12 protein-coding genes and 1 other annotated feature are annotated in these 12611 nt (G+C 46.5%); of the genes, 3 read left to right on the forward strand and 9 right to left on the reverse strand.

All coding sequences use genetic code 11. From position 1 onward, the window contains the following. Positions 1 to 27 precede the first annotated feature (27 nt). Complete coding sequence (locus WA407_RS04155) at positions 28 to 1785, forward strand: ABC transporter ATP-binding protein (RefSeq protein WP_336076855.1); 1758 nt, start codon at positions 28 to 30, stop codon at positions 1783 to 1785. Beyond that, on the forward strand, positions 1785 to 3869 hold the full coding sequence (locus WA407_RS04160; protein ID WP_336076856.1) for an ABC transporter ATP-binding protein: 2085 nt from the start codon (positions 1785 to 1787) through the stop codon (positions 3867 to 3869). The genes WA407_RS04155 and WA407_RS04160 overlap by 1 nt, the downstream gene beginning before the upstream one ends. Positions 3870 to 3992: 123 nt before the next feature. On the opposite strand, the gene WA407_RS04165 is transcribed toward WA407_RS04160, so the two are convergent. The 3 genes from WA407_RS04165 to WA407_RS04175 all read right to left on the reverse strand — a co-directional run bounded on the left by WA407_RS04165 (position 3993) and on the right by WA407_RS04175 (position 7677). After that, positions 3993 to 4961 carry an S-layer homology domain-containing protein gene (locus tag WA407_RS04165; RefSeq protein ID WP_336076857.1) on the reverse strand — a complete coding sequence of 323 codons (969 nt, stop codon included), beginning with the start codon at positions 4959 to 4961 and terminating at the stop codon, positions 3993 to 3995. A gap of 260 nt (positions 4962 to 5221) precedes the next feature. Next, positions 5222 to 6952: an arginine--tRNA ligase gene (gene argS, locus WA407_RS04170; RefSeq protein ID WP_235308150.1), complete on the reverse strand. Its 1731-nt coding sequence runs from the start codon at positions 6950 to 6952 to the stop codon at positions 5222 to 5224. 59 nt (positions 6953 to 7011) lie between these two features. Continuing rightward, positions 7012 to 7270 (reverse strand) — a binding site (T-box leader). Between the two features lie 77 nt (positions 7271 to 7347). After that, entirely contained in the window at positions 7348 to 7677 is a 330-nt protein-coding gene (locus WA407_RS04175) for a four-helix bundle copper-binding protein (RefSeq protein WP_023988251.1), read from the reverse strand. A 262-nt stretch (positions 7678 to 7939) separates the two neighbouring features. On the opposite strand from WA407_RS04175, the gene WA407_RS04180 reads away from it, so the two are divergent. Beyond that, positions 7940 to 8455, forward strand: coding sequence for a MogA/MoaB family molybdenum cofactor biosynthesis protein (locus WA407_RS04180; RefSeq protein ID WP_039273566.1), 516 nt, complete (start codon positions 7940 to 7942; stop codon positions 8453 to 8455). 66 nt (positions 8456 to 8521) lie between these two features. Here WA407_RS04180 and WA407_RS04185 read toward each other — a convergent pair whose 3' ends face one another. The 6 genes from WA407_RS04185 to WA407_RS04210 all read right to left on the reverse strand — a co-directional run bounded on the left by WA407_RS04185 (position 8522) and on the right by WA407_RS04210 (position 12594). Further along, positions 8522 to 9985 carry a nicotinate phosphoribosyltransferase gene (locus tag WA407_RS04185; protein WP_023988249.1) on the reverse strand — a complete coding sequence of 488 codons (1464 nt, stop codon included), beginning with the start codon at positions 9983 to 9985 and terminating at the stop codon, positions 8522 to 8524. After that, positions 9951 to 10085, reverse strand: coding sequence for a hypothetical protein (locus tag WA407_RS04190; protein WP_268819850.1), 135 nt, complete (start codon positions 10083 to 10085; stop codon positions 9951 to 9953). Before WA407_RS04190 ends, WA407_RS04185 begins: the two co-directional genes overlap by 35 nt. Before the next feature lie 23 nt (positions 10086 to 10108). Beyond that, positions 10109 to 10675, reverse strand: a complete 567-nt coding sequence (locus tag WA407_RS04195; protein WP_235308149.1) for a cysteine hydrolase family protein — start codon at positions 10673 to 10675, stop codon at positions 10109 to 10111. Between the two features lie 67 nt (positions 10676 to 10742). After that, positions 10743 to 11531: an NUDIX domain-containing protein gene (locus WA407_RS04200; RefSeq protein WP_023988247.1), complete on the reverse strand. Its 789-nt coding sequence runs from the start codon at positions 11529 to 11531 to the stop codon at positions 10743 to 10745. Between the two features lie 65 nt (positions 11532 to 11596). Then, complete coding sequence (locus WA407_RS04205; RefSeq protein ID WP_235308148.1) at positions 11597 to 12019, reverse strand: PaaI family thioesterase; 423 nt, start codon at positions 12017 to 12019, stop codon at positions 11597 to 11599. 122 nt (positions 12020 to 12141) lie between these two features. After that, entirely contained in the window at positions 12142 to 12594 is a 453-nt protein-coding gene (locus tag WA407_RS04210; RefSeq protein WP_235308147.1) for a RicAFT regulatory complex protein RicA family protein, read from the reverse strand. Positions 12595 to 12611: the final 17 nt, after the last annotated feature.

Below are 12611 nucleotides of genomic sequence, written 5' to 3' on the forward strand. Positions count from 1 at the left end.
ACTTATCATGAAAGGATGGGATTCCTCTTGTTTTCGGTACTTAAAAATTTGAGCTGGTTTTTTAAAAGAGAACGAAGCCGATACTCCATTGGATTGTTTTTGCTGATAGCCGTTGGTGTGCTGGAGCTTGCTCCACCTCGGCTGCTTGGTAGTGCCATTGATGAAATTGTGCGTGGTTCAATTTCCTGGTCCTCACTTTGGCGTTATATTTTGTACATCATAGGCATTCTAGCCGTCATCTACTACATTACGTACATATGGATGCACAAGCTGTTTGGTGGTGCCAATCTGGTGGAACGCTTACTGCGCACACGTTTTATGAATCATCTGCTGCGAATGACCCCTCCATTTTTTGAACGCAATCGCACTGGGGATCTGATGGCTCGTGCCACGAACGACCTTCGCTCCGTAGCAAGTACAGCGGGCTTCGGTATGCTGACACTGACAGACTCTACGGTCTATCTGAGCGTGGTATTAGTTGCCATGGGCACTCTAATCAGTTGGAAGTTGACACTGGCAGCTATCCTGCCCCTACCTTTTATCGCACTGGCTATGAGCATTTACGGTAAAGCCGTTCACGAGCGTTACACACTGGCACAAGATGCATTTGGTGATATGAACGATCAGGTGTTGGAATCCGTGGCAGGTATCCGAGTCATTCGCGCCTATGTGCAAGAACGAATGGACGAAAAGCGTTTCGCTGATATTACCGACGATGTATTTCGTAAAAATCTGGCTGTCGCTCGGATGGATGCTCTCTTTGAACCAACAATTCGTTTATGTGTAGGACTTAGCTACGTCATTGGACTCGGGTATGGTATTTATCTGGTATTTCATAACGATATCACGCTAGGCGAACTGGTCTCCTTTAATATGTATCTAGGAATGATGATTTGGCCGATGTTTGCCATTGGAGAGCTGATTAACATTATGCAGCGCGGTAGCGCTTCCTTGGACCGGGTTAATGAAACTCTCGATGTCCAGCCAGATGTTCAAGATGCAGCTCAACCTGTTCCAGTGGATCGCCTCGAATCCATCAGGATGAAAGACGTTACCTTCCGTTACCCTATCTCTACTATTGACAATCTGTCACATGTGAGTCTGGAGCTCAAACGCGGAGAAACGCTAGGTGTCGTCGGTAGAACAGGCAGTGGGAAATCCACGCTGCTCAAACAGCTACTACATGAATATCCGACGGGTAGTGGTGATATTTTAATCTCCGGCATACGTCTAGAGGACATTGCAGTAGAACAACTACACAGCTGGATCGGCTACGTGCCGCAAGAGCAAATTTTGTTTTCCAAATCGGTGCGCGAGAACATTCAATTCGGAAAACCTCATGCAGATGACGACGACATTATGGAAGCTATCCGTACTGCTGCCTTCGACCAGGATTTAGGTACCCTGTCTGATGGGCTGGATACACTGGTCGGAGAAAAAGGTATCGCCCTGTCCGGCGGCCAGAAGCAGCGTGTTTCGCTGGCGCGCGCCTTTATCGGTGATCCGGATATTCTATTGCTCGACGATGCACTATCTGCAGTAGATGCCCGGACGGAAGCAAGGATTATTGACAATATCCGACGTAAGCGCTCGGGTAAAACAACCTTGATCTCCACCCACCGCCTTTCCGCTGTAGAACATGCAGACCGGATCGTCGTGCTGGAGCAAGGACGCATTATTGAGGAAGGGACCCACAGCGAGCTACTTCAGGCTGACGGATGGTACCGACAACAGTATGAACGGCAACAAGTGGAATCTGATCTGACCTCAGGGGAGGTATCCTAATGAAACCCAATATCGGCAAAAGGCTATTTCAGTACGCGCTGACGAGCAAAGCAGGCTTTATCGCCGCTCTCATCGCTTTGGCTATCGGAGTAGCCGCCGAGCTGGCTGGTCCCTTCATCGCTAAAACGATGATCGACGACCATATGCTCGCTATTGAAAAACCATTTTATGAAACGACTCGTGTGGACGGAACTGTAAGCTATGCTGGAACCCACTTTAAGCGTGAAGATCGCTTTGAGTCCGGGGAGACTAAAGGTCGCGAAGCGAGGATTTTACAAGTTGGGAAATCTTTCGTATTTGTCGATGGCTCGGTTCAAGTGGCTGACGGTAACCGCTCCTTTACGAACGGAACGCTGACTGTGACACGCGGCTCCGAAACCTTTCGCTATGAAGCTAAGGCTCTGACAGCTGATGAACTGTATAGCTTTTACAAACCGGAAATGCCCGGTATCTTTCAGCTGATTGGCTGGTATTGCTTCTTCCTGGTTATTTCCATTTTTGCTGAATTCGGCAAAACATACTGGCTGCAATCCTCGGCGAACAAGGTCATACAAAAGCTTCGGCTTGATCTCTACGCTCACATCCAGCGGCTGCCAGTTTACTTTTTTGATAACTTGCCTGCAGGCAAAGTCGTATCCCGTGTTACGAATGACACTGAGGCAGTCAAAGATTTGTTTGTGGCTGTGCTCTCCAATTTCACTTCAGGGATTGTAACGATGGCAGGAGTATATGTTGCACTCTTTTTGCTGGACTTCAGACTGGGTCTTATCTCTCTGTTTATTGTACCGTTACTGATCTCTTGGATTGTATTGTATCGCAAGGTCGCCACCCGCTATAATACGATCATTCGGTCCAGACTCAGTGAAATTAATGCGATTATCAATGAATCGATTCAAGGGATGTCCATTATTCGCGTGTTCCGCCACCAGAAACAAACGCAGCAAGAGTTTGAAGAACTGAATGATGACTATATGAAGCATCAGAATAAAATGCTGAATTTGAACGCTTTCACTTCGCACAATTTAGTCAACGTGTTGAGAAATCTCGCCTTTGCCGTCGTGTTGTGGTATTTCGGATCTGAGGCGCTCGGAACTACAGGTAGTGCTGTTTCACTAGGCGTATTGTATGCCTTCGTCGATGTGCTGGGTCGACTGTTCCAACCTATGACGGGTATGGTCAACCAACTCGCCGTACTGGATACTTCCATCGTATCCTCAGGACGCGTATTTGAGTTGATGGACGAAACTGGAGAGCCGGTGACGGACGGCACGATGCCGCGCTACAAAGGCCAGGTAGAGTTTAACGACGTTTCCTTTGCCTACAAAAAGGATGATGTACTTAAACATATTTCCTTTACAGCACAGCCCGGGCAAACAGTTGCCCTTGTCGGACATACCGGATCAGGCAAAAGTTCGATTATCAACCTGCTATTCCGGTTCTATGATCCGCAAAAAGGAACGATCACCATTGACGGAACGTCTGTCAAAGACATCCCTAAGCAATGGCTTCGCCATCATATGGGTATTGTTCTTCAAGATCCATATTTGTTTACAGGTACGGTAGCCTCTAATGTCAGTCTCGAAGACAGCCGAATCACGAGAGAACAGGTGAATAAAGCGCTGCATGACGTTGGAGCCGACAAATTGCTGGCCCATTTGCCGCAAGGATTCGATGAGCCTGTTATTGAAAAAGGCAGCACCTTATCAGCCGGGCAACGCCAGCTTATTTCCTTCGCTCGTGCACTAGCCTTTGATCCCGCAATTTTAATTCTGGATGAAGCTACTGCCAATATTGACACCGAAACGGAAGCGCTCATCCAATCCGCTCTTGAGGTGCTCAAGAAGGGACGTACGACCTTTATCATTGCTCACCGTTTGTCCACCATTCGCAGTGCGGACCAAATTTTGGTGCTGCATCGGGGTGAAATTGTTGAACGGGGTAGCCATGATGAACTTATGGCCCAAGGCGGGCGTTACTTCCAAATGTATCAGCTCCAGTCGGGAACAGTTGCAACAGAATCAGATCCAATCTCTGCTACGCCTCCTGCGCAAGATGACTTGCTTACTGGCAAAGTCAGCATTTAAAGCTTGAATAGCCCAATTGCTTAGGGCTAACGATGAACATTTGGCATGAAAAAACCAGCGAGCCTCTCCTACACATTGGAGGCTCGCTGGTTTATTTTTATATAGGACATATGGTTTGTAATTTTATTTAGCTACAGACGTGCCTGTTTCGGTGGGCGGAAGCACTGTTCCATCTACTGCTTTGAGCGTAACCTTATACTTGCTGTCTACCAACGTACTTGTGTGGGTATCCGTAATGACCTGAATATTCATTTCCCCTGGCTTTGGACTAGTCAGCTTGTAGTAAATTACTGCATTCGTATCATCTACGTAGTCGATGTGATCCACTTCAATGCCGTAACCTGGATTAGGTGCCTGCAGACGGGTGATTGTCACTTTGTTCTGCTGGTCATTTGTCTTCTCTATGCTCATACTAATATTATTTTGTTGAACCGGATCTACAGGCTCAGCCGGATTTTCAGGAGTAGCTTCAACCGTTTTATGACTTTGTACAAATTCGGATGCGTTATAAACCATTTCTGCTGCCTCCATCCGCGTTACTTTATGATCCGGGTTAAAGTTGCTCTGTTCGTCCAATTTTGCAATTTTGGTCAACAGCAGGAATTGAACTGCTGCGTTTGATTCCTGATCTAATTTTTTTCCATCCGCTACATTAATTAACATACGGACAGTTGGATATTCACCCGTTGCACTCACTGCTTTATACAGAATATTCGCAAATTGTTCTCTTGTCATACGGGTGCTTGGATCAATATCTGGTGACAAAGGGATTTGGTGTTGGGCCGCAATTCGATAGGACTGGGCATACCATGCGGAAGCCGGAATGTTTGCAAAGGAACCCGTTGTGAAATCAGGCATTACCTGAAGATCCATCGCACGAACAACCAAATGTACTCCTTGTGCATAGGTGAGCGTTTGATCCGGTGCAAATTTATCCTTGGTTATTCCTTGGATAATTCCTTTATCCTGAAGTGAGTTTACGATCTTCTCCTGTTCAGCTCCCTTTATATCACGAAAAGCAGAAGCCGACGTAGCCACAGCCAATGAGCAGACGACAAGCAGGGCAACTGCCACGCTTTTATTTTTTTTCATGAGATACACCTCCATGTTTACTTTGCTTCTATACTTACCGACGCAATAAAAACATCAAATGTTTCAAATATGCACAAATTGGTTGCAAAACAGTGCAACAGCTGCGTTTAGTGTAACCCATCTAACTCTTTTCTGCTCACTATCTTTATACATCCTCAAAAGTGCCTGGACAGATTACCTTTTACAGTGTCCCCTTGGAAGAACCGAATCTGGGTAGCGGTATCCCGCCGGCAAACCTCGTTCCCCTTTGTTCTCTTTGCTTACATCCGATTCGGTGCTTTCAGACCAAGAAGTTGCAGCGCGCATGCCAGAATATCCGCAGTTTGTTCCGCCAATTGAATACGCCAGCGTCCACCATCGACAATCCTTTCCTTGGCGTAAAAACGGTTGAACGCCTGGGCCGTATCCAGTGCAAATCTCGCAATAACCGAAGGCTCCAGTTGGCGAGCCGCACGTATCAGTTGTCCGTGATAACGATCCAACTGCTTAAGCAGCGCCCAACCTGCGTCACCAAACATTTCATCCGATATGTCATTCAAATCACGAGAATGGCTATCTTGGACAAGGGCGTTGTCGCTAGAATTAGTAGTAACATCAACATCGGCGCGAGCATGAGCTTTCTCCAGAAGGCTGCGTATGCGCGCATGAGTATACTGCACATAAGGCCCGGTCTCACCTTCAAAGGTCAGCGCCTCCTCCAACGAAAAATCCACTTCATTCAGCCGGTTGTTTTTTAAGTCACCAAAAATAATCGCTCCAATACCAACGTCCTCTGCTACTGCCCGTTGTTCCTGCAAATCGGGATTCTTCTGAGTAATGATGGCTTGAGCACGGGCTATAGCTTCATCCAGCACCTCTTCCAGTTTGACAACTTTTCCACGTCTTGTAGACATTTTCTTACCCGCAAACCGCATTAATCCAAACGGCACATGCTCACACTGCTCCGCCCATGCCTCTCCTGCATGTTTCAGCACCGCAAACACCTGCTGGAAATGCAGCTTCTGTTCCCCACCAACGACGTACAGAAGCCGATCAGCCTTCATCACTTCATGACGATAAATCGCTGTTGCCAGATCACGTGTCGGATAAATGGTAGTCCCATCCTTTTTTAGAATAAGACATGGCGGCAGTTCCTCGTCTTCCAGACGAACTACGAGCGCGCCATCACTTTCCTCCAGCAATCCCTTTGCTCTTAATTGAGCAACAACTGCCTGCATCTTATCATTGTAAAAACTTTCTCCCAGCACATGGTCAAATGTAATGTTCAGGCGCTGGTACATACGATCAAATTCACCCAGACTGACTTCAACAAAAAACTCCCATAGTTGTTGAGCCTCAGCATCCCCATGCTCCAAACGTCGGAACCACTCGCGGCCTTCATCTTCCAAAGTTGGATCATGCTCGGCCTCCTGATGAAAACGAACATATAGCTTCAGCGATTCACCAATCGGATCATGTTGTAGCTGCTCCTCATTTCCCCATCTTTTATAGGCCGCAATTTGCTTGCCAAACTGTGTTCCCCAATCTCCAAGATGATTCACACTAATTGGAACATATCCGGTTTCACCAAGAATACGATACAAGGCAGCACCAATAACAGTAGAGCGAAGATGACCAATACCAAACGGTTTGGCAATATTGGGCGAAGACATATCAATGACCACCCGCTGTCCGTGTCCGATATTGGGCCTGAGGAAATCAGCTTTACTCAATTCAGCAAGCATAAGCGGAATATGAACCGATCGATCCAATGTTATATTTACGTAGGCACCCGATGCTGAAGCAGTCAAACCTTCTTCATGGCTCACTAGCTCCGCTAATTCCATTGCAATGTGCTGCGGAGACTTTCGAAACTTTTTAGCCAGCACAAAACAGGGAAACGCTACATCTCCCCATTCAGGCTGCGGAGGCACCTCGAATAAAGATAAAATTTCTTTTTCCTCCAAGCCCGTATGGGCCAATATCGCTTGAGCAGCAACCCTCACTAACATGATCTCTCTCCTTCTTTTTATAGAATCTAACAAAAAAAGCTCCCGCCTCTTGATATAATTCAAGAGACGAGAACTTCAATATCCCCGCGGTACCACTCTTCGTAAATCGGTTGTGCAGCTAAAGCTAACTTACACAAATCGCGATTTCACTCCAATGACTAATAACGGTGTCTGCCGGGCTGATCTACTAGAAATTCTGCTCGTTGGATCAACCGTCTCCCGGGTGCGCTTCACATCGGACCTCATACCGGCTTCCACCTCTTCCGGCTCGCTGTAATGATACGGCTCCGCTGCTACTCTCCCGTTCCATGACGTTAATTCCAATTATTATACAAACCTATTCAGTAGAAAGCAATCTTTTATTTCCTCTTCAGGCACTAGTTCCATATATGTAATTACACTGCCACCAATTGGCGGCATGCCTGAACGCAACGACGGCAGGCTTCTGCACAATGTTTGCAATGATCATGGGAATGCTTGCTGCATTCAGCAGCACATACCTCACAGGCCTTGGCGCACAGCTCACAGATTTGCTCGGCAAAATCCGTTCCGCGCTGCAGCATTTGAGCAGCAAATCCGCATATTTCTGCACATTCCCTACTCACTCGAATACATTCACGCAGCATAGCTAAATCATATTCCTTCAAACTCGCTACGTAACATACATTGCAAGCGTTCATACATTCCAGGCAAGCATCCACGCATTGTTGGTATGAATGATTCATATTACATTACCTCCCAGTTGTTGACCCTGCTGTACTATTACCCGCTGATCCTTGAGTTTAATCATTTGATGTGCGCGCTTACAATAAAATAAAAACAAAACAATCCCGACTTATGTAAGGAAGTGTACTATATTCCAGTATGTAAGTGCAAGGATATTAATCACATGGATTTTTAGCCCTTGTTTCTGACTTGCATACACTCAGTCATTGCTCTATTGTAAAAAGTATATGTCTAACCATCGATCAAGGAGTGAACATTTTAATGAATATGTCTTCCGTAGAGGAGCATCGACAGGAATCCCCGCAACAGGTTAATTGCATGGTCGTGACTGTCTCGGACACACGTACCGTGGAAACAGATACCGGGGGACAATTGCTCATGGATCTACTAGAAACCAATGGCTATAAGGTTGTTCGATATGTCATCGTCAAGGATGACTACGAAGGTATTCAGCAGTTAGTATCCGAAGCAGCGGCACAGAATGACATCGAGGCTGTACTTTTGACAGGCGGTACCGGTATTTCTCCACGTGATACTACATATGAAGCCGTCTCCTCTCTACTGGATAAGGAACTACCTGGCTTTGGGGAAATCTTCCGTTATTTAAGCTTTGCTGAGGACATTGGTTCAGCAGCTATATTAAGCCGGGCTGTAGCTGGTACTGTGGGTCGGACAGCTGTATTTTCTATGCCTGGCTCACGGGGAGCCGTTCGTTTGGCAATGGAACGCATTATTGTCCCTGAGCTACGACATGTGATGAGAGAAATTTATAAATAAGCTCCTATTTCCTACATGCCGCGACACAAAAAGGCACCCCATACATTCATGAGGTGCCTCTTCCAACTATTCTTTTTCTTCAACTTCGGGCTGCATATAGCTGTCGATCAGCTTTTGCTTCAGCTCCCATACCTTCTCGCTCAGATTTACACGATAAATTTCAGGGTTCAGCTTCCGCAAATATTCTGGCCAAAACAGTTTCAACTGTGAAGTATGGTAAGCACGAATTTCATCCAGCTCAGGAAGCTCATATACCTTCTGTCCATTTATAAAAATAGGCTCAAGCATTGGCACGGCTTCATAATTTTCTACATACTTCTTCATATACGGATGTAAAGGGTTAAACAGCTTCAGGCGCTTACCATTACGCGGACGCTCTTCATCCGGGAAAGAAATATAATCGGCTACAGCTCTCCCTTTCTTCTTATCCACAATGCGATATACATCCTTCTTGCCTGGTGTGGATACTTTTTCTGGGTTACCTGAGATCTTAATCGTCGGCAACATTTCGCCATCCACTTCTCGTTCAACCAGCTTGTACACCCCACCGAGCGATGGTTGATCTGAAGCCGTAATAAGCTGTGTTCCTACACCCCATACATCAATACGTGCCCCTTGGGCTTTCAGGTTAAAAATCGTATTTTCGTCCAAATCATTGGAAGCTACAATTTGTACGTAATCCAAACCTTCAGCATCGAGCATTTCCCGCGCCTGAATGGATAGATAAGCCAAGTCACCGCTATCCAGACGGATTGCATTCATACGCTTGCCCTGACTCTCCAGCATTTTTGCTGTCCGAATCGCATGAGGAACACCGCTTTCCAGCGTGTCAAAGGTGTCTACCAGCAGTGTAACCTGGTCTGGCAAAACCTTCGCATATACGTCAAACGCCTCCTGCTCCGTCATAAAGGTCTGTACCCATGAATGGGCATGTGTCCCCTTCGTCGGGATTCCAAAGTGCTCGCCTGCCAGCATATTAGAAGTCGCGTCAAAACCTGCCACATAAGCTGCTCGTGCTCCCCAAATCGCCGCATCAGCTTCCTGCGCACGCCGTGTCCCAAATTCGAGCAGTGTATCGTCACTTGCCACCTGCTTGATGCGTGATGCCTTTGTCGCAATGAGTGTCTGATAGTTCATAAAATTCAACAATGCCGTCTCGACAAGCTGCGTTTCCATAATCGTTCCTTCAACACGTACCAGAGGCTCGTTCGGGAAAACAAGTGCCCCTTCTTTCATCGAATGGACCGTTCCACCAAACTTAAACTGGCGAAGCGCCTCCATGAACATGGGATCGTATTTCTCCTCCTGTTCAGACAGGTAGCGAATGTCCTCTTCTGTAAACCGCAAATTTGCAATATAATTCACAATGCGTTCCAGACCAGCGAACACGGCGTATCCATTACCAAAAGGAAGTTTACGGAAATACGCCTCGAACACAGCTTTACGCTGATGACTTCCGTTCACCCAATGGGCGTACATCATATTAATCTGATATTTATCTGTATGTAATGCGAGGCTCGTTGACTGCATCGTAATCATCCTCTCTGACTGTCCCCAGGTTTGTGGTGGCAGCGTACCGCCCCATCTGCCCAGATTCAGCAATATCCGGCTCCATTTTGTTATCGGACATTGGTGCACAATCGTTAAGTTATTTTACTTCTTCTGGCGTAAAACCGTATCCTCAGCCGACCGTACCGCGGCTCCAAGACTTCCTTCAAAATGACCCAAAGCCCAATCATGTCCAGCTTGATTAAAGCTCGCCACAGCGTCCTTGTATACGGTAATAGCAAAACCTTTGTTATAAGCATCTACAGCCGTATGCAGCACACATATATCTGTACACACACCAATCAGATGAACTTCCAGAATACCACGTTCACGCAGCCTGAGCTCCAGATCTGTGCCCGCAAAAGCACTATACCGTGTTTTATCCAACCAGTAGATAAGATCACTTTGTTGCTCATAGAGGCTACGAAGCTTGCCATACAAATGTCGTCCGTTGGTTCCACGTATATTATGTGGAGGAAACAGCTTGCTCTCCGGGTGATAAAGGTCGTTCTCCTCATGCAAATCCACAGCCATGACAACAAAGTTCCCTTGATCCACGTATGCCTGCGTAATTGCTGCGATCCGTTCATCCAACTCAATCGCAGGTTGTCCTACAGGCAAACTACCGTCCACAAAATCTTTCGTGTAATCAATAACAATTAGTGCCTGCATCGTACGGTCAGCTCCTTATCCTCAAAGTGAAATTGTACATTCTATGCGTAACCTATTACATTAGACGTTACGTGTAGATAGATAAACGCGGTACTCTGTCACTAAACCGGTACAACTGTGCAGGTCTTTGTGAATACTGGTTGGAACTGAGCGGTTTGCCGTTCTCATCACGCACCTCTTCCAGTATTCCCTGCCTGCTACGAGTCGATGTTATTTTGCGAATAAAGTTTGGCTCTTCGAAATCCGGTACGACACTCTGAATCACCTGATATAATTCACCCAGTGTAAAATGTAGCGGTAAAAACTGCTTGGCGATCGTCGTCTGAAGCATCTGCAACTGAATTTTGCGATAAGCATCTACTATGATATCCCGGTGATCGAATGCCAGCTCCAATTCCTCCAACGCTTCGCGGATCGTGAATAACCCGACCTCGGAAGCATCATCGGCCGCCTGACGCTGTTCCAACATCCATTCTTCTACCAGCGCAAAAAATGCATGTGATATGATCCACCCGCGCGGATCACGTCCCGGTCCACTATATACACCCAAATACTCCAGATGCCCGCCGTCCACACCCGTTTCCTCTAACAGCTCCCGCTTGGCAGCTCCATACATAGATTCATCTTCCTGACAAAACCCTCCAGGCAAAGCCCAACGTCCTGCAAACGGCCAACTGCGGCGCTTGATGAGCATCACTTTCAGCTCTCGAATAGGCAATGTCTTTGTTACCGTCTTGCGCTCCCGCTTCGTTAAGGTAAACATAACGATATCCGCTGGAGCTCCATCCGGGGTACGGTATTTCTTAATGTTGTAGGACGCCTTTTGCGCCTCTTCGTTTATACGATTGCTATCCATTGGCATCACCATATTATATCGTTTTGATAAATTCATTATGACATAATAAAAATTTTTGTCAAGTGTCAGGCCTTGCCTGAATCACTTGCTTGTGTACGTAATACTCGGAAGGTTGCTGTAGATGTAGAACCGAGTGTACCTTCACTATCTCTTACTTCCGCCTCAGTGGTTATAGTGCGACCTCCTTGATGAAGAATTCGCGCCCTAACCTCCAGTCGTCCTTGCCTCATGGCTGACAAGAAATGAACATTCAGGTTCGTTGTTACACATGGATCCATATTTCGTGAAGCCATACTGACCATCCCCATCGCCTGATCCATCAATGAAGTAAGTACACCCCCATGGACAATACCCATCACATTGGTATGCTCTTGTTTGGCCTCCAAAGCGATCTGTACCTCGTTTGCATCAGCTGCAATCAGCTCACACCCTAAATAATCCCAAAAAGTATTATTTTCTCCCTCTAGCATCTTACCCAACTTATCCATTCCCTTGCTTCCATCCCTTCGATGTTGTCCCATTTCTCTTGATGTCTTATAGACACATACGATAGTAAATTGCTTTCGAAAAAAAGGCGTGGAAGCTACGCCTCCACACCATAGATTTCATTCTAATCACTGCAATTCGACGAGGAAGTGCTTTTCCCCTCTTCTACGTTCACCTTCTCAGAAACGGTATCACGGATCGCCATGATTACCATTTGCAGTAGCTCATTAATTTCCACCTGACTCTGCTGAAACTCCGTGACAATTGGAATACCGTCAAGCTCTTCCTGTAGCTCCTGTAGCTCGGCCTCTATTTTGGCAATCATTTTTTGATTCTTCAAGGATTCAAATGCTACAATTTCCTTTTGCTTCTTTTTCATCGTTGCAATCAGTTGCTGGATGCGCCCATGATCCTGAATCTTTTCTTCTGCTTTCCGGAATACCTGCACTTCCTCACTGCTACCCAAAATACCTGCCAATTCTTTGGCTTTTGCCAATATCATTTCGCGATTGACCAAATGATCATGCTGGCGCGCCGCCGATTGAAGTTCTGTTTGTTGCAACCGCTCCTCTGTCATTGCCCATCGCTCCTTTT

Origin of the sequence: Paenibacillus sp. 203 (assembly GCF_037027525.1) — a bacterium.
Lineage (GTDB): Bacteria > Bacillota > Bacilli > Paenibacillales > Paenibacillaceae > Paenibacillus > Paenibacillus polymyxa_B.